The following is a 15,996-nucleotide window of genomic DNA, read 5'->3' as shown; positions in this document are numbered from 1 at the left end:
TTGCGTATGAAAAAAGTACTTTGTATCATTTATCCTAATTTTTCTCTTTATGAGATAACCGCTTTAACAAGTACTTTAGCTCTGTCTTTTGGCATCACGATTGATTATGTCGCTTAAGATTATTCGATAGTTATATCTGAGGATGGTTTGCCCTGTCAACCGACGAAAACATTGGATCAAATCCGTATAGAAGATTATTCTTGTGTGATTTTGCCAGGAATGGTAAATATAGGTCCTGCTCTACAAGATGAGAAATTGATCTCGTTTTTGAGAAGTCTTGATGAGCAAGATATCCTAATTGCAGCCATTTCTTCAGCGCCACTTTTATTGGCGAAAGCAGGCTTGTTGAACGACACGAAATTTACAGGTGGAATTTGGCAAAACTTCTTTGACTATTTTGAATTTCTTTCACGTGAAAATTTCAAATCGAAAGTTCTTGTGCAAGATAAACAAATCATTACGGCTATCGGTTTTGCACATCAAGAGTTTGCAAGAAAAGTGATTCTCGGTTTAGGGTTGGCAGAGAATACGTACAACTATTTTAAAGAACAGAACGAGTATGCTGAAGAGGATTTGATATTTACTCTATCAGATGAAGAGTTTGATCAAGTGAAGCAGAGTATAGAAAACAGCCTCTAAAGATTTACATGAAAATTATAGAAAGGAACAAGGGTGTTCGTAACTGAACACGGGCTACGGACTGTGCCAAAAAGATAGTTTTTTCTAGGACGTAAGCGTCCGTCGTCAAAACTCCTATTTTGGCTGTGTCCGTTTGACGCCCTTTGTATCTTGAATTATGAACAATACTGAATTTTATGATCGTCTGGGGGTGTCAAAAAACGCTTCGGCAGACGAGATCAAAAAGGCTTATCGTAAGCTTTCGAAAAAATATCACCCAGATATCAACAAGGAGCCTGGCGCTGAGGAAAAATACAAGGAAGTTCAAGAAGCCTATGAGACTTTGAGTGACGACCAAAAACGTGCAGCCTACGACCAATATGGTGCTGCAGGTGCCAACGGTGGCTTTGGTGGTGCTGGTGGCTTTGGCGGATTTGACGGAGCAGGTGGCTTCGGTGGTTTTGAAGATATCTTCTCAAGTTTTTTCGGAGGAGGCGGAGCTTCGCGCAATCCAAACGCTCCTCGTCAAGGGGATGACCTCCAGTATCGTGTGAATTTGACTTTTGAAGAAGCCATCTTCGGAACGGAAAAAGAAGTTAAGTACAATCGTGAAGCTAGCTGTCGTACATGTAATGGCTCTGGTGCTAAGCCAGGAACAAGTCCAGTCACTTGTGGACGCTGTCATGGCGCTGGTGTTATTAACGTCGATACGCAGACTCCGCTTGGTATGATGCGTCGCCAAGTAACCTGTGATGTCTGTCATGGTCGTGGAAAAGAAATAAAAGATCCATGTACAACTTGTCACGGAACAGGTCATGAAAAACAAGCTCATAGCGTACATGTGAAGATTCCTGCTGGTGTGGAAACAGGCCAACAAATCCGTCTCGCTGGTCAAGGCGAAGCAGGCTTTAACGGAGGACCTTATGGTGACTTGTACGTGGTGGTTTCAGTTGAAGCCAGTGATAAGTTTGAACGTGAAGGAACAACTATCTTCTACAATCTGAACCTCAACTTTGTCCAAGCAGCCCTTGGTGATACTGTAGAAATTCCAACCGTGCATGGTGATGTTGAATTGGTCATTCCAGAGGGAACTCAGACTGGCAAGAAATTCCGTCTACGTGGCAAGGGAGCACCGAGCCTTCGTGGTGGTGCCGTTGGTGACCAATATGTTACAGTTAATGTCGTGACTCCGACAGGTTTGAACGAACGCCAAAAAGCAGCGCTTAAAGAATTCGCAGCTGCGGGTGACTTGAAAGTCAATCCAAAGAAAAAAGGCTTCTTTGACCATATTAAAGATGCCTTTGAAGGAGAATAAAGTAAAAAGAGCCGATTGGCTCTTTTTTGTGTTATCATTGAACATTTAGCGTCGAAAAATCATTTTCCAGATAGTCTACTATTTATACTTTTGAATGAGCAAGCCAGCTGCATCCATATCTTGGATGAGCTGCTTGAGTTCCGCTTCCTTGCCAGGCTTCACAGTGACAGTATCAATATGCTTGATTGCCGAATTATCCTGAATATCCACTAAAGTCAAAGCTTTTTCATAGAATGCAATTCCCTTTTTAAGACTTTCCTGATCATCCCAAAAGAGAATTGAGTAATTAGGGTTAAATGTCTTCCCGATTTCTTGGAGATACTTCTTGCTCTCCTCCTCTAAAAACTGAAATAAACCGTGATTGAACAAGTTGTCTCCCACCTTATAGTAGGAAATATCTCCTGTCTGTAGGACATAGACTTCGAGTCGGTTTTTGGTGAGTTTTGGACTTTCTTTTAGGACGGGGTGGCTATTGACAACCTCATCTGAGAAAGTAACATAAAAATTTAAGCCTCCACCCTCGTATTGATAGTGTCCATCTGATTCGACTTTCTCGGGAGGGAGATCAAGGGAGATAAAGATTTGTTTTAAGGTTTCATTCCCCTCACGGATGTCACTCGGTGAAGCCTTGAAAAGATTCATCAGTACTAGAAATGCCAGGACTGCAAGAAGGCTAAGGCAGCCACAAGGGATCGCGATGACCTTCGCTAGAACTTTTAAAGACTGTTTCATTTTCATTCCCTCCCTTTTCTGTTCGAATCTAGTAACCCAAAATGGATTTAAGGAAAGTTGGAGGCTTTCTTATTTTTGTTTTTCTTCTTGGAGGACCGCCATTCTAGTCTGGAAATCCTTTTCCAAGACTTTGAATTTATAGGTTAAATCTTTTTGGTATTCCTTGATAAGGGATTTTTGTTGGTCGATGATTTGTAGGCTGTTTTGGATGATATCCAAATCATCCTTGATAGCTTCGACGCGGTCAGTTGTATCTAGCACTTCATCCTGAATGGCTTGGCGATTTTTCACGACAAAATAACTTCCAGCTGCAGCTCCTGCAAATAGCAATAGATTGGATAGTTTCATGGCAACTCCTTAAGCATTTTTAATGGTTTCAGCGACTTGGGCGAGTTTGTCAAAGTCTGGTTCGTGGGCGATAAAGTCAATCTTAAGGTCATCTTCTGCACTGTAGCGAGGTACGAGGTGCACGTGTGTATGAAAGACCGTTTGACCCGCGACTTCCTCGCAGTTGGCGATGATATTCATGCCGACAGCTTTGGTAGCCTTCATAACTTTTTGAGCTACTAGTGGCACTTGGGCAAAGAGTTGGCTGGCACTTGCTGCATCCATCTCCAAAAGATTGCGATAATGTTCTTTTGGTACGACTAACGTGTGTCCAGGCGTTACTTGAGAGATATCAAGAAAGGCAAGAACCTGCTCATCCTCGTATACTTTTGAAGCAGGAATCTCCCCTGCGATGATCTTACAAAAAATGCAATCTGACATAAAATCCACCTCTACTGTATTGAATTTTGATATAATATAGCTACATTATACCAGATTCGGAGAAAATATGTTAGAAATTAAAAACCTGACAGGAGGCTATGTTCACGTTCCTGTCTTGAAAGATGTGTCCTTTACAGTTGAAAGTGGGCAGTTGGTCGGTTTGATTGGGCTCAACGGTGCTGGGAAATCAACGACAATCAATGAGATTATTGGTCTGTTGACACCTTACAGTGGAGAAATCAAGATTAATGGTCTCACCCTGCGAGAAGATGCGACCAGCTATCGCAAGCAGATTGGCTACATCCCAGAAACGCCTAGCTTGTATGAGGAATTGACCCTCAGAGAGCATATCGAAACGGTTGCTATGGCTTATGGTATCGATCAGAAAGTGGCTTTTGAGCGTGTAGAACCTTTGTTAAAAATGTTTCGTCTGGATCAAAAATTAGACTGGTTTCCTGTCCATTTCTCCAAAGGGATGAAGCAAAAGGTCATGATTATCTGTGCTTTTGTGGTAGATCCTAGCCTCTTTATCGTGGATGAGCCTTTTCTTGGTCTCGATCCGCTGGCGATTGCCGACTTGATTCAGCTTTTGGAAGTGGAAAAGCAAAAAGGCAAGTCCATCCTCATGAGTACCCACGTGCTGGACTCTGCGGAAAAGATGTGTGACGCCTTTGTTATCCTCCACAAGGGAGAGGTGCGGGCTCAGGGGAACCTCCAGCAACTCCGCGAAGCCTTTGATATGCCTGAGGCTAGTTTGAATGATATTTACTTGGCTCTGACCAAAGAGGAGGAGCGATGAAAGACTTGTTTTTAAAGAGAAAGCAGGCTTTTCGTAAGGAGTGTGTCGGTTATCTGCGTTATGTTCTCAATGACCACTTTGTCTTGTTCCTGCTGGTTCTCATCGGTTTTCTAGCCTACCAGTACAGTCAACTCTTGCAAGATTTTCCTGAAAATCATTGGCTCATCCTCTTGTTTTTGGGAATTGTATCTGCCTTGCTTTTGGCTTGGGGAGGAATCGCGACCTACATGGAAGCACCTGACAAGCTCTTTCTCTTAGTAGCTGAAGAGGAGGTCAAGTCATACATCCAAGGGCAGACGGTGCGTTCACTGGTTTTCTGGACATTTGTTCAAACCCTCTTTTTACTCCTGTTTGCACCCTTGTTTTTAGCCATGGGCTATGGCTTACCAGTCTTTCTCGTCTACGTGCTTTTACTGGGAGCAGCGAAGTACCTCCTCTTTCGCCAAAAAGCCAGCAAATTTTTCACTGAAACTGGACTGGACTGGGACTACGTTATCGCCCAAGAAAGCAAGCGCAAGCAAGTCTTGCTTCGTTTCTTTGCCCTCTTTACTCAGGTCAAGGGCGTTTCAAACAGCGTCAAGCGTCGCGCTTATCTGGATTTCCTCCTAAAGACTGTTCAAAAGGTGCCAGGGAAGATCTGGCAAAACCTCTATCTTCGTTCTTATCTGCGGAATGGAGACCTCTTTTCCCTCAGTCTCCGCCTCTTGCTCCTATCCTTGTTAGCTGTGATCTTTATCGAGCAAGCTTGGATTGCGACAGCAGTGGTGGTTCTCTTTAACTACCTCTTACTCTTCCAGTTGCTTGCCCTCTATCACGCCTTTGACTACCAGTATTTGACCCAACTCTTTCCACTAGAAAAAGGGGAGAAAGAAAAGGGATTGAAACAGATTGTAGTCGGTGTGGGCATTGTAGTTCTTTTGTTAGAATTGCTGGTCGGAGCAGTGGTTTTTCAAGAGAAAATAGCCTTGTTGGCTCTTGTAGGGGCTAGTCTCTTCCTACAATTGTTTTATTTACCTTACCAACTAAAAAGATTGGTTGACGAATAGACCAAAAACTAGTAGAATAGTAAGGAAACTTTATACGGAGGAAAGAAATGGACTTGGGTGATAATGAGCTAACGCTGACCCCTATCCCTGGGAAGAGCGGCAAGGCTTATATGGGAAGCTACCCTGATGGGAAGCGCGTCTTTGTAAAAATGAACACCTCTCCAATCCTACCTGGCCTAGCCAGAGAACAAATCGCTCCTCAATTACTATGGACTCGTCGTTTAGCGGATGGTCGTGATATGTGTGCCCAAGAATGGTTGACGGGCAAAATCTTGACCCCTTACGACATGAATCGCAAGCAGATTATCAATATCCTGAACCGTCTCCATCGCTCGCGTCCTTTGATGAAGCAGTTGAGCCGTTTGGGGTATACCATGGAAACGCCAGTTGATTTGCTACGTTCTTGGCAACAAGAAGTACCAGAAATCTTGCAACAGAATCACTACTTGAACAGTGTGATTGCTGAACTAGGTAAGACGGTTCCAGGCTTTAGGGAAGATCATGCAACGATTGTGCATGGAGACCTTCGCCATAGTAATTGGATTGAGACAGAGAGTGGACTCGTTTATCTAGTGGATTGGGATTCGGTTCGTCTGACGGATCGTATGTTTGATGTGGCGCATTTGCTATGCCACTACATTCCGGATCATCAGTGGCGTCAATGGTTGAGAGACTACGGCTATAAGTACAATCAGACAGTGTTGGATAAATTGTATTGGTATGGTCAGTATTCTTACTTGAACCAGATTGCCAAATACTGTGAAAATCAAGATTTAGACAATGTAAACCGGGAGATTTATGCCTTGCGTGTCTTCCGTGATAAGTATGGAAAGAAGAGATGAGAGTTAGAAATCGTAAAGGGGCGACAGAATTACTAGAGGCTAATCCCCAGTATGTGGTCCTCAATCCCTTGGAAGCCAAAGGGAAATGGCGAGACTTGTTTGGAAATGGTCATCCTATTCATGTTGAAGTTGGGAGTGGCAAAGGGGCCTTCGTATCAGGAATGGCCAAACAAAACCCTGACATCAACTATATCGGGATTGATATCCAAAAGTCGGTATTGAGTTATGCCTTGGATAAGGTATTAGAAGTTGGAGTGCCTAATATCAAGTTGTTGTGGGTAGATGGTTCGGATTTGACAGACTACTTTGAAGACGGTGAGATTGATCGCCTCTACCTAAACTTTTCAGATCCCTGGCCTAAAAAACGCCATGAAAAACGTCGTTTGACTTACAAGAGTTTCTTGGATACCTTTAAGCGCATCTTGCCTGAGAATGGGGAAATCCATTTTAAGACAGACAATCGTGGCTTGTTTGAGTACAGCTTGGTGAGTTTTTCTCAGTATGGAATGAAGCTCAATGGGGTTTGGTTAGACTTACATGCCAGTGATTTTGAAGGCAATGTCATGACGGAATATGAGCAAAAATTCTCCAACAAGGGTCAAGTGATCTACCGTGTTGAGGCAGAATTTTAAAAAAATAGCTTGAAAACTAGTCGTTTGAGTGCTTATGCTTTACATAAATTGACAAACGTGCTATACTGATAGTAAGAATATAAGAAAGAGAGGCGGGGAAATATCTTCGCCTCTTGCTTATGAGGAGGTGGACGCAATCGCAACAATCGTAGAATTAGTCAGAGAAGTTGTAGAACCTGTCATCCAAGCACCTTTCGAACTCGTGGATATCGAGTATGGAAAGATTGGCAGTGACATGATTCTCAGTATTTTTGTAGATAAACCTGAAGGAATTACCTTGAACGACACGGCAGACCTGACAGAAATTATCAGTCCTGTCCTAGACACCATCAAGCCCGATCCCTTCCCGGAACAATATTTCCTAGAAATTACCAGTCCAGGCTTGGAGCGTCCCTTGAAAACCAAGGATGCCGTCGCTGGAGCAGTTGGGAAATACATCCATGTCGGGCTCTACCAAGCCATTGATAAACAAAAAGTCTTTGAAGGAACCTTGCTATCCTTTGAAGAGGACGAGTTGACCATGGAATATATGGACAAGACGCGCAAGAAAACTGTCCAAATTCCATACAGTTTAGTATCAAAAGCACGTTTAGCAGTTAAATTATAGAAAAAGAAAGGATAGCTTTTGAGGATTCAAAAGTGAAGAGAACATGAGTAAAGAAATGCTAGAGGCCTTCCGCATTTTGGAAGAAGACAAGGGAATCAAAAAAGAAGACATCATCGACGCAGTAGTAGAGTCGCTTCGTTCCGCTTATCGCAGACGCTATGGTCAATCAGACAGCGTAGCCATCGACTTCAATGAAAAGACTGGTGACTTTACTGTCTATACTGTTCGTGAAGTGGTTGACGAAGTATTTGATAGCCGTTTGGAAATCAGCTTGAAAGATGCTCTTGCCATCAATTCAGCCTATGAGCTTGGTGACAAGATTAAGTTTGAAGAAGCACCAGCTGAGTTTGGTCGTGTAGCAGCCCAATCTGCCAAACAAACCATCATGGAAAAAATGCGCAAGCAAACACGTGCCATCACCTACAATACTTATAAAGAACATGAACAAGAGATCATGTCTGGTACAGTAGAAAGATTTGATAACCGCTTTATTTACGTCAACCTTGGCAGCATCGAAGCCCAATTGTCCAAACAAGACCAAATCCCTGGAGAAGTCTTTGCTTCCCATGATCGTATCGAAGTCTACGTTTATAAGGTTGAAGACAACCCTCGTGGTGTCAACGTCTTTGTCAGTCGTAGCCATCCAGAAATGATCAAACGCTTGATGGAGCAAGAAATTCCAGAAGTTTACGATGGAACTGTCGAAATCATGAGCGTAGCCCGCGAAGCTGGTGACCGTACTAAGGTTGCTGTTCGTAGCCACAATCCAAACGTGGACGCTATCGGGACAATCGTTGGACGTGGTGGTGCTAATATCAAGAAAATCACTAGCAAATTCCATCCAGCTCGTTACGATGCCAAGAGCGACCGCATGATTCCTGTCGAAGAAAACATCGATGTTATCGAGTGGGTAGCAGATCCAGCTGAGTTTATCTACAATGCCATCGCACCGGCAGAGGTTGACCAAGTTATCTTTGATGAAAATGACAGCAAACGTGCCTTGGTCGTTGTACCTGATAACAAGCTTTCTCTTGCCATCGGTCGTCGTGGACAAAACGTTCGCTTGGCAGCTCATTTGACAGGTTACCGTATCGATATCAAGTCTGCCAGCGAATTTGAAGCCATGGCAGAAGCAGGCCAAGTCGATTACGCAGCTGCGGATGAATTGATCGAAGAATAAAAGCTGCTAGAGGAGGGAAAGATGAAAACAAGAAAAATCCCTTTGCGCAAGTCTGTTATATCCAACGAAGTGATTGATAAGCGTGATTTACTCCGCATTGTCAAGAACAAAGAAGGACAGGTCTTTATCGATCCGACAGGCAAGGCCAATGGTCGAGGCGCTTATATCAAGCTAGACAATGCAGAAGCCCTAGAGGCAAAAAAGAAGAAAGTCTTTAACCGCAGCTTTAACATAGAAGTGGAAGAAAGCTTTTATGACGAGTTGATCGCTTATGTGGATCACAAGGTAAAAAGAAGAGAGTTAGGACTTGAATAAGCAAAAGATAAGCAATCTCTTGGGGCTTGCTCAGCGAGCAGGCCGGATTGTATCGGGTGAGGAATTGGTGGTCAAGGCCATCCAAGACCAGAAAGCCAAGCTAGTCTTTCTAGCCCATGATGCTGCTCCCAATCTGACCAAGAAGATTCAAGATAAAAGTGACTATTATCAAGTAGAAGTTATAACCGTGTTTTCAACACTGGAATTAAGCATAGCAGTCGGGAAACCGAGGAAGGTTTTGGCTGTGACAGATGCTGGATTTACAAAGAAAATGAGGTCTCTTATGGAATAGAAGAGGAGGACATGATTTGTCTAAGAAAAGATTGTACGAAATCGCAAAAGAACTTGGAAAAGAAAGTAAAGAAGTTGTAGCGCGTGCAAAAGAGTTAGGTTTGGATGTGAAAAGCCACTCATCGAGCGTGGAAGCTGCTGCTGCTGAGCAAATCGCAGCGAGCTTTAAGCCTGCACCTGCTCCTAAGGCAGAAGTAAAACCTGCGACACCAAAAGCAAGTGTAGAAAAGAAGGTGGAAAAGCCTGCATCAGCTAAACCAGCCGTTGCTAAGGAAGAAAGTAAACCAGCTACACCCGCAGCTCCTAAGGAAGAAAAAGTAGTGGCAGCGAGACCACAAAGTCGAAACTTCAAGGCGGAGCGTGAGGCGCGTGCCAAAGAGCAGGCAGAGCGACGCAAACGAAACAAGGGCAACAACCGTGACCAACAACAAAACGGCAACCGTCAGAAAAACGACGACCGTAATGGTGGTAAACCTGGTCAAGGGAACCGCGACAACCGCCGTTTTAACGACCAAGGGAAAAAATCACAAGGTCAAGGGAATCGTGGCAATAATCGCCGTCAGCAACAAGACTTCCAGCCAAAACCAGCTGGACCACGTGTTGACTTTAAAGCCCGTGCAGCAGCCCTAAAAGCAGAGCAAAATGCAGAGTACGCACGCTCAAGCGAGGAGCGCTTCAAACAATCGCAAGCTGCCAAAGAAGCCTTGGCTCAAGCTAATAAACGCAAGGAGCCAGAGGAAATCTTTGAAGAAGCTGCTAAGCTAGCTGAACAAACGCAGCCAGCCGTAACAGTAGCTCCTGTAGTTAAAGAAGCGCCAGTGGATACACGTCGTAAAAAACAAGCTCGACCAGACAAAGAACGTGACGATTATGATCACGAAGAAGATGGTCCTAGAAAACAACAAAAGAATCGAAGTAGTCAAAATCAAGTGAGAAATCAAAGAAATAGTAACTGGAATAACAATAAGAAGAACAAAAAAGGCAATAACAAGAACAATCGTAATCAGGCTCCAAAACCTGTTACAGAGCGCAAGTTCCATGAATTGCCAACAGAATTCGAATATACAGATGGTATGACTGTTGCGGAAATCGCAAAACGTATCAAACGTGAACCAGCTGAAATCGTTAAGAAGCTTTTCATGATGGGAATTATGGCCACACAAAACCAATCCTTGGATGGAGAAACCATTGAACTCCTCATGGTGGACTACGGTATCGAAGCCAAACAAAAGGTTGAAGTGGATAATGCCGACATCGAACGTTTCTTTGTCGAAGATGGCTATCTTAATGAAGATGAATTGGTTGAGCGTCCACCAGTTGTCACCATCATGGGACACGTTGACCATGGTAAGACAACCCTTTTGGATACCCTTCGTAATTCTCGTGTTGCGACGGGTGAAGCGGGTGGTATCACTCAGCATATCGGTGCCTACCAAATTGTGGAAAATGGCAAGAAGATTACCTTCCTTGATACACCAGGACACGCGGCCTTTACATCGATGCGTGCGCGTGGTGCATCTGTTACCGATATCACCATCTTGGTCGTAGCGGCAGACGACGGTGTTATGCCTCAGACTATTGAAGCCATCAACCACTCAAAAGCAGCCAACGTTCCAATCATCGTAGCCATCAACAAGATTGATAAACCAGGTGCCAACCCAGAACGTGTTATCGGTGAATTGGCAGAGCATGGTGTCATGTCAACAGCTTGGGGTGGAGATTCTGAGTTTGTAGAAATCTCCGCTAAATTCAACCAAAACATCGACGAACTCTTGGAAACAGTACTTCTTGTAGCTGAAATTCAAGAACTCAAAGCAGACCCAACAGTGCGTGCTATCGGTACTGTTATCGAAGCTCGCTTGGATAAAGGAAAAGGTGCGGTCGCAACCCTTCTTGTGCAACAAGGTACCTTGAATGTCCAAGACCCAATCGTTGTCGGGAATACCTTCGGTCGTGTCCGTGCTATGACCAATGACCTTGGTCGTCGTGTTAAGGTTGCTGGACCATCAACACCAGTATCTATCACAGGTTTGAACGAAGCACCAATGGCGGGTGACCACTTTGCCGTTTACGAAGATGAAAAATCTGCGCGTGCAGCAGGTGAAGAACGTGCGAAACGTGCTCTTATGAAGCAACGTCAAGTAACTCAACGTGTCAGCCTTGAAAACCTCTTTGATACGCTTAAAGCAGGCGAGCTCAAGTCTGTTAACGTCATCATCAAGGCCGACGTACAAGGTTCAGTTGAAGCCCTTTCTGCCTCGCTTCAAAAGATCGATGTAGAAGGTGTCAAAGTTACCATCGTTCACTCAGCGGTCGGTGCCATTAATGAATCTGATGTGACTCTTGCGGAAGCTTCAAATGCCTTTATCATCGGTTTCAACGTACGCCCTACACCACAAGCTCGTCAACAAGCAGAAGAAGATGATGTAGAAATCCGTCTCCACAGTATTATCTACAAGGTTATCGAAGAGATGGAAGAAGCCATGAAAGGAATGCTTGATCCAGAATTCGAAGAAAAAGTTATCGGTGAAGCAATCATCCGTGAAACCTTCAAGGTATCTAAAGTGGGAACCATCGGTGGATTCATGGTTACGAGTGGTAAAGTTACCCGTGACTCTAAAGTCCGTGTTATCCGTGACGGCGTCGTTATCTATGATGGTGAACTTGCAAGCTTGAAACACTATAAAGATGACGTCAAAGAAGTTACGAACGGCCGTGAAGGTGGTCTCATGATTGACGGCTACAATGATATCAAGACTGATGATGTGATTGAGGCTTATGTCATGGAAGAAATCAAGAGATAATAGAGAAACGATAGCCAATTTGACTCGTCGTCAACAGCGCCTTGATGAACCATTAGTTCTATCTAAGGCTTGTTTCCTAGATTCAAATGGCTATAGTTCCTCTATCTAATGAAAATAGCTAGGTCTACTGGCCTAGCTTTTGGTTCAAAGTAGAGAAAGGAATATCATGGCAAATCATTTTCGTACGGATCGTGTGGGCATGGAAATCAAGCGTGAAGTCAATGAGATTTTGCAAAAGAAAGTCCGTGATCCGCGTGTTCAAGGTGTGACCATCACAGATGTTCAGATGCTGGGTGACTTGTCTGTTGCCAAGGTTTACTACACCATTTTGAGTAACCTGGCTTCGGATAACCAAAAGGCTCAAATTGGGCTTGAAAAAGCAACTGGTACTATTAAACGTGAACTTGGTCGCAATTTGAAATTGTATAAAATCCCAGATTTAACCTTCGTCAAGGATGAGTCCATTGAATATGGAAACAAAATTGACGAGATGCTACGCAATCTGGATAAGAATTAAGAAAGAGGGGCAACCCTCTTTTTTGGTGGAGAAATGGCAATAAAAAATACTGGAGAATCTCTCTAGAGTAAAAAATTGTTAAAAAGCTTTATAAAACTCAGCTTGTATGATAGTATAGAAATTGGAAAGAGTGAGATGAAATGATTTCTTATCAATAACTAGCTAGTCTGGTATAGCAATCAGCTAGAAACTGCAGTTAGACGAGGGAAGGTAATATGGGATTCATTAAAATTCTGACCAAGACTTATGGGAATTACTTTTTCGTGATGCAAAGCGTCAAAGTCCTGAAGAACATGAAAAAAGATGACGATGCTCTAGTAGGTTTCGGGAAAGTACTGCTTGCTGACAAGCTGATGGATGTAGCCCAGTGGCTCGCAAAACCAGATGATAAGGAATAACTTGAAATGAAAGAAACTAGCAGGAACTCCGCTGCTAGTTTTTTAATCTCTTCCCATATGGTATAATATAAGCAGTAAAATCATTTTATACTCTTCGAAAATCAAATTCAAACCACGTCAGCTTCACCTTGCCGTACTTAAGTACAGCCTGCGGCTAGCTTCCTAGTTTGCTCTTTGATTTTCATTGAGTATTAGAACATACATGGAGGTCGTCATGGATAATATCATCGATGTGTCAATTCCCGTTGCAGAAGTGGTGGACAAGCATCCAGAAGTCTTAGAAATTCTAGTGGAGCTGGGTTTTAAACCACTAGCCAATCCCTTGATGCGCAATACAGTCGGTCGCAAGGTATCGCTTAAGCAGGGTTCTAAGCTTGAAGGAACTCCTATGGACAAGATTGTCCGCACACTGGAAGCGAATGGTTACGAAGTGATTGGATTAGACTAATGGCAGATGAACGGATTCATATCCTACGGGATATTTTGTTAGAATTGCACAATGGTGCCTCTCCTGAGTCAGTTCAGGAGCGTTTTGATGCGACCTTTACAGGTGTGTCAGCCATCGAGATTTCCCTCATGGAGCACGAGCTGATGAACTCAGACTCAGGTGTCACCTTTGAAGATGTCATGGAACTCTGTGATGTTCATGCCAATCTTTTTAAAAACGCAGTAAAGGGCGTTGAAGTGGAAGATACCGAGCATCCTGGTCATCCAGTTCGCGTCTTCAAGGATGAAAATCTGGCTCTCCGTGCAGCTTTGATTCGCATTCGGAGGTTGTTAGATACCTATGAGTCTATGGAAGATGAGGAAATGCTGGCAGAGATGCGTAAGGGTTTGGTCCGTCAAATGGGGCTGTTGGGGCAATTTGACATTCACTACCAGCGCAAGGAAGAGCTCTTCTTTCCAATCATGGAGCGCTATGGTCACGATTCACCTCCAAAAGTTATGTGGGGAGTGGATGATCAGATCAGAGAACTCTTTCGGACAGCTCTAGCGACGGTTAAGGCACTACCAGAAGTGTCGATTAACACTGTAAAAGAAGATTTCGAAGCTTTTGCGACAGAGTTTGAAAGTATGATTTTCAAGGAAGAGTCCATCCTTCTCATGATTCTCCTTGAGTCCTTTAGTCAGGATGACTGGCTTCAGATTGCGGAGGAGAGCGATGCTTACGGCTATGCCATCATCCGTCCGTCTGAGAAATGGGTTCCGGAGCGACAGAGCTTTGTTGAGGAAAAGAGTGCAGAGGAGCCCGTGCAGTTAGACACGGCAGAAGGTCAAGTTCAGCAAGTTATCGATACACCAGAAGGCCAGTTCACCATTACCTTTACCCCTAAGGAAAAGGAAGCAGTGCTGGACCGTCATAGTCAACAGGCTTTTGGCAATGGCTATCTCTCCGTCGAGCAGGCTAACCTCATCCTCAATCACCTCCCCATGGAGATTACCTTTGTCAATAAAGACGATATTTTCCAGTATTACAATGACAATGCGCCAGCTGATGAGATGATTTTCAAACGGACACCGTCCCAAGTCGGGCGCAATGTTGAACTCTGTCATCCGCCTAAGTACCTAGAAAAGGTGAAGGCCGTTATGAAAGGTCTTCGTGAAGGGGTCAAGGACAAGTATGAAATGTGGTTCAAGTCTGAGTCGCGAGGCAAATTTGTCCACATCACATACGCTGCAGTACACGATGAGAACGGGGAATTTCAAGGCGTGCTAGAGTATGTTCAGGACATTCAGCCCTATCGTGAGATTGATACGGACTACTTCCGTGGATTAGAATAAGGAGAATCAATGAGTTACGAACAGGAATTTATGAAGGAATTTGAAGCCTGGGTCAATACCCAGATCATGATCAACGACATGGCGCACAAGGAAAGTCAAAAAGTCTACGAAGAAGACCAAGACGAACGTGCCAAAGATGCTATGATTCGCTACGAAAGTCGCTTGGATGCCTACCAGTTCTTGCTGGGTAAGTTTGAAAATTTCAAAGCAGGCAAGGGATTCCATGATTTGCCAGAAGGATTGTTTGGCGAGAGAAACTACTAATCGTTACAAATCAAAAAGTGCGTATGAACGCACTTTTTCTGTTTATACGTGATGTGTGTGTTTGGTGATCCATTGTTCCATTTTGATATGCAACCAGAATGAATAGATGGCCAAGGTGATGATGGTGAGCAAGAACCACTTGATCCAGTTCCCGAATAATTGAGAACCTGTTCCGTCAAAATAAAGGCGACGTCCATCGATGACAGTGTGCTTAACCTTCCAGTTTTGCATCATACAAACTGCCCAAGGTGTAGCGATTCCGGCAGTAAATACCATGATAAGCATGGCTAGGATAGCATGTCCAACGTAGCTCAAAAGACCACCGTCAAAGTAACTTTCGTTATTCATATTGTTCTCCTTATCAGCTTTTTACGTGAATCAGTCTTGCACATTACTGCATATTTTATCAAGAAGTCGAATCATTGTTAAATTAGATTGAAAGAGAAAACGGCTAGATTTTTAAGGGGAATCTTATTTCCTTTCTTGATTTTTCGTCGAAATATTGATAAAATATCTTTATTAAATCCTTGTCAGAGCAGGGATTTTTTATTGAAAGGATTTTATCATGTCAAAGAAACTCCAACGGAAAAAACAATTGCGAAACAGCCTTCGCCGTTCAGGTGCATTTTCAACTACAGTGACTAAGGTTGTAGAAGAAACAAAAAAAGTTGTGAAGCATGCAGAAAAATCTGCTAGCGAAGCAGGAAAAGTTGTCTCTAAAAAAGTGGAACAAGCAGTAGAAGCAACTAAAGAACAAGCTCAAAAAGTTACAAGCTCTGTAGAAGAATTCGCAGCCAACCTAGGTGGACTTTCAGTCGACCGTGCCAAGACTTTCTATGATGAAGGGATCAAGTCGGCTGCTGACTTTAAAAACTGGACTGAAAAAGAACTCCTTGCTTTGAAAGGGATTGGCCCAGCTACCATCAAGAAATTGAAAGAAAACGGCATCAAGTTCAAGTAATTTTTCTTGCCTCTTGCTTTTCCGTCAAAAACTTGTTAAAATAAAGCCATTAGAGGTGTTTTGAGTTCCACATTTTACAGAAAGTGGCGGTGCTGAGAAGTCCACAAATGTGTCAAAACTGGTTG

General features: G+C 43.5%; 20 protein-coding genes and 1 pseudogene. 17 read left to right on the top strand and 4 right to left on the bottom strand.

Features of this window, described 5'->3' with window-relative positions:
• Nucleotides 1-6: 6 nt before the first annotated feature.
• Both KZX55_RS09055 and dnaJ read left to right on the top strand, forming a co-directional pair.
• Nucleotides 7-639 (top strand): annotated as a pseudogene (locus KZX55_RS09055) (DJ-1/PfpI family protein).
• Nucleotides 640-796: 157 nt separating this feature from the next.
• On the top strand, nt 797-1,933 hold the full coding sequence (gene dnaJ / locus KZX55_RS09050; protein ID WP_248026908.1) for a molecular chaperone DnaJ: 1,137 nt from the start codon (nt 797-799) through the stop codon (nt 1,931-1,933).
• 78 nt (nt 1,934-2,011) lie between these two features.
• On the opposite strand, the gene KZX55_RS09045 is transcribed toward dnaJ, so the two are convergent.
• From KZX55_RS09045 to KZX55_RS09035, 3 genes are all read right to left on the bottom strand, one after another.
• The gene (locus tag KZX55_RS09045; RefSeq protein ID WP_007522798.1) at nt 2,012-2,665 is read right to left on the bottom strand and encodes a hypothetical protein; all 654 of its coding nucleotides are present in this window, start codon (nt 2,663-2,665) and stop codon (nt 2,012-2,014) included.
• Between the two features lie 69 nt (nt 2,666-2,734).
• On the bottom strand, nt 2,735-3,013 hold the full coding sequence (locus tag KZX55_RS09040; protein WP_007522796.1) for a hypothetical protein: 279 nt from the start codon (nt 3,011-3,013) through the stop codon (nt 2,735-2,737).
• Nucleotides 3,014-3,022: 9 nt separating this feature from the next.
• Nucleotides 3,023-3,433, bottom strand: a complete 411-nt coding sequence (locus KZX55_RS09035) for an HIT family protein (RefSeq protein WP_007522794.1) — start codon at nt 3,431-3,433, stop codon at nt 3,023-3,025.
• Between the two features lie 67 nt (nt 3,434-3,500).
• Here KZX55_RS09035 and KZX55_RS09030 point away from each other — a divergent pair, with 67 nt between their 5' ends.
• From KZX55_RS09030 to KZX55_RS08965, 14 genes are all read left to right on the top strand, one after another.
• Nucleotides 3,501-4,232 (top strand): ABC transporter ATP-binding protein, encoded by a 732-nt coding sequence (locus tag KZX55_RS09030; RefSeq protein WP_248026905.1) that lies wholly within the window; start codon nt 3,501-3,503, stop codon nt 4,230-4,232.
• On the top strand, nt 4,229-5,278 hold the full coding sequence (locus tag KZX55_RS09025; RefSeq protein ID WP_009730612.1) for an ABC transporter permease: 1,050 nt from the start codon (nt 4,229-4,231) through the stop codon (nt 5,276-5,278). Before KZX55_RS09030 ends, KZX55_RS09025 begins: the two co-directional genes overlap by 4 nt.
• 47 nt (nt 5,279-5,325) lie before the next feature.
• On the top strand, nt 5,326-6,120 hold the full coding sequence (ccrZ, locus tag KZX55_RS09020; protein WP_248026903.1) for a cell cycle regulator CcrZ: 795 nt from the start codon (nt 5,326-5,328) through the stop codon (nt 6,118-6,120).
• Entirely contained in the window at nt 6,117-6,752 is a 636-nt protein-coding gene (gene trmB, locus KZX55_RS09015) for a tRNA (guanosine(46)-N7)-methyltransferase TrmB (protein WP_248026901.1), read from the top strand. Before ccrZ ends, trmB begins: the two co-directional genes overlap by 4 nt.
• Nucleotides 6,753-6,879: 127 nt before the next feature.
• Nucleotides 6,880-7,359 carry a ribosome maturation factor RimP gene (gene rimP / locus KZX55_RS09010; RefSeq protein ID WP_000338692.1) on the top strand — a complete coding sequence of 160 codons (480 nt, stop codon included), beginning with the start codon at nt 6,880-6,882 and terminating at the stop codon, nt 7,357-7,359.
• A gap of 43 nt (nt 7,360-7,402) precedes the next feature.
• On the top strand, nt 7,403-8,539 hold the full coding sequence (gene nusA / locus KZX55_RS09005) for a transcription termination factor NusA (protein ID WP_248026899.1): 1,137 nt from the start codon (nt 7,403-7,405) through the stop codon (nt 8,537-8,539).
• A gap of 21 nt (nt 8,540-8,560) precedes the next feature.
• Nucleotides 8,561-8,854 (top strand): RNase P modulator RnpM, encoded by a 294-nt coding sequence (gene rnpM, locus KZX55_RS09000; protein ID WP_248026897.1) that lies wholly within the window; start codon nt 8,561-8,563, stop codon nt 8,852-8,854.
• A complete protein-coding gene (locus tag KZX55_RS08995) occupies nt 8,847-9,146 on the top strand; it encodes a YlxQ-related RNA-binding protein (RefSeq protein WP_248026895.1) in 300 nt (99 codons plus the stop codon). Before rnpM ends, KZX55_RS08995 begins: the two co-directional genes overlap by 8 nt.
• 16 nt (nt 9,147-9,162) lie before the next feature.
• Nucleotides 9,163-11,949, top strand: coding sequence for a translation initiation factor IF-2 (infB, locus tag KZX55_RS08990; RefSeq protein WP_248026893.1), 2,787 nt, complete (start codon nt 9,163-9,165; stop codon nt 11,947-11,949).
• Between the two features lie 166 nt (nt 11,950-12,115).
• Nucleotides 12,116-12,466, top strand: coding sequence for a 30S ribosome-binding factor RbfA (gene rbfA / locus KZX55_RS08985; RefSeq protein WP_001273601.1), 351 nt, complete (start codon nt 12,116-12,118; stop codon nt 12,464-12,466).
• A gap of 215 nt (nt 12,467-12,681) precedes the next feature.
• Nucleotides 12,682-12,864 (top strand): hypothetical protein, encoded by a 183-nt coding sequence (locus tag KZX55_RS08980; RefSeq protein WP_248026891.1) that lies wholly within the window; start codon nt 12,682-12,684, stop codon nt 12,862-12,864.
• A 214-nt stretch (nt 12,865-13,078) separates the two neighbouring features.
• Entirely contained in the window at nt 13,079-13,312 is a 234-nt protein-coding gene (locus KZX55_RS08975; protein ID WP_000368739.1) for a DUF1858 domain-containing protein, read from the top strand.
• Nucleotides 13,312-14,646 carry a DUF438 domain-containing protein gene (locus tag KZX55_RS08970; protein ID WP_248026889.1) on the top strand — a complete coding sequence of 445 codons (1,335 nt, stop codon included), beginning with the start codon at nt 13,312-13,314 and terminating at the stop codon, nt 14,644-14,646. Before KZX55_RS08975 ends, KZX55_RS08970 begins: the two co-directional genes overlap by 1 nt.
• 9 nt (nt 14,647-14,655) lie before the next feature.
• Complete coding sequence (locus tag KZX55_RS08965) at nt 14,656-14,910, top strand: DUF1912 family protein (protein ID WP_000119707.1); 255 nt, start codon at nt 14,656-14,658, stop codon at nt 14,908-14,910.
• A 42-nt stretch (nt 14,911-14,952) separates the two neighbouring features.
• Here KZX55_RS08965 and KZX55_RS08960 read toward each other — a convergent pair whose 3' ends face one another.
• The gene (locus KZX55_RS08960; protein WP_248026885.1) at nt 14,953-15,258 is read right to left on the bottom strand and encodes a DUF898 family protein; all 306 of its coding nucleotides are present in this window, start codon (nt 15,256-15,258) and stop codon (nt 14,953-14,955) included.
• 217 nt (nt 15,259-15,475) lie between these two features.
• On the opposite strand from KZX55_RS08960, the gene KZX55_RS08955 reads away from it, so the two are divergent.
• Nucleotides 15,476-15,871: a helix-hairpin-helix domain-containing protein gene (locus KZX55_RS08955; protein WP_000038705.1), complete on the top strand. Its 396-nt coding sequence runs from the start codon at nt 15,476-15,478 to the stop codon at nt 15,869-15,871.
• Nucleotides 15,872-15,996 lie beyond the last annotated feature (125 nt).

The organism is Streptococcus halitosis (genome assembly GCF_023147855.1).
GTDB classification, from domain to species: Bacteria; Bacillota; Bacilli; order Lactobacillales; family Streptococcaceae; genus Streptococcus; species Streptococcus halitosis_B.
This window is presented reverse-complemented; position numbering and strand designations above follow the sequence as displayed.

Bases quoted from the DNA above. Each gene is read 5' to 3' on its own strand.
- dnaJ (WP_248026908.1), top strand. From the start codon at position 797: ATGAACAATACTGAATTTTATGATCGTCTGGGGGTGTCAAAAAACGCT.
- KZX55_RS09045 (WP_007522798.1), bottom strand. From the start codon at position 2,665: ATGAAACAGTCTTTAAAAGTTCTAGCGAAGGTCATCGCGATCCCTTGT.
- KZX55_RS09040 (WP_007522796.1), bottom strand. From the start codon at position 3,013: ATGAAACTATCCAATCTATTGCTATTTGCAGGAGCTGCAGCTGGAAGT.
- KZX55_RS09035 (WP_007522794.1), bottom strand. From the start codon at position 3,433: ATGTCAGATTGCATTTTTTGTAAGATCATCGCAGGGGAGATTCCTGCT.
- KZX55_RS09030 (WP_248026905.1), top strand. From the start codon at position 3,501: ATGTTAGAAATTAAAAACCTGACAGGAGGCTATGTTCACGTTCCTGTC.
- KZX55_RS09025 (WP_009730612.1), top strand. From the start codon at position 4,229: ATGAAAGACTTGTTTTTAAAGAGAAAGCAGGCTTTTCGTAAGGAGTGT.
- ccrZ (WP_248026903.1), top strand. From the start codon at position 5,326: ATGGACTTGGGTGATAATGAGCTAACGCTGACCCCTATCCCTGGGAAG.
- trmB (WP_248026901.1), top strand. From the start codon at position 6,117: ATGAGAGTTAGAAATCGTAAAGGGGCGACAGAATTACTAGAGGCTAAT.
- nusA (WP_248026899.1), top strand. From the start codon at position 7,403: ATGAGTAAAGAAATGCTAGAGGCCTTCCGCATTTTGGAAGAAGACAAG.
- rnpM (WP_248026897.1), top strand. From the start codon at position 8,561: ATGAAAACAAGAAAAATCCCTTTGCGCAAGTCTGTTATATCCAACGAA.
- rbfA (WP_001273601.1), top strand. From the start codon at position 12,116: ATGGCAAATCATTTTCGTACGGATCGTGTGGGCATGGAAATCAAGCGT.
- KZX55_RS08980 (WP_248026891.1), top strand. From the start codon at position 12,682: ATGGGATTCATTAAAATTCTGACCAAGACTTATGGGAATTACTTTTTC.
- KZX55_RS08975 (WP_000368739.1), top strand. From the start codon at position 13,079: ATGGATAATATCATCGATGTGTCAATTCCCGTTGCAGAAGTGGTGGAC.
- KZX55_RS08970 (WP_248026889.1), top strand. From the start codon at position 13,312: ATGGCAGATGAACGGATTCATATCCTACGGGATATTTTGTTAGAATTG.
- KZX55_RS08965 (WP_000119707.1), top strand. From the start codon at position 14,656: ATGAGTTACGAACAGGAATTTATGAAGGAATTTGAAGCCTGGGTCAAT.
- KZX55_RS08960 (WP_248026885.1), bottom strand. From the start codon at position 15,258: ATGAATAACGAAAGTTACTTTGACGGTGGTCTTTTGAGCTACGTTGGA.
- KZX55_RS08955 (WP_000038705.1), top strand. From the start codon at position 15,476: ATGTCAAAGAAACTCCAACGGAAAAAACAATTGCGAAACAGCCTTCGC.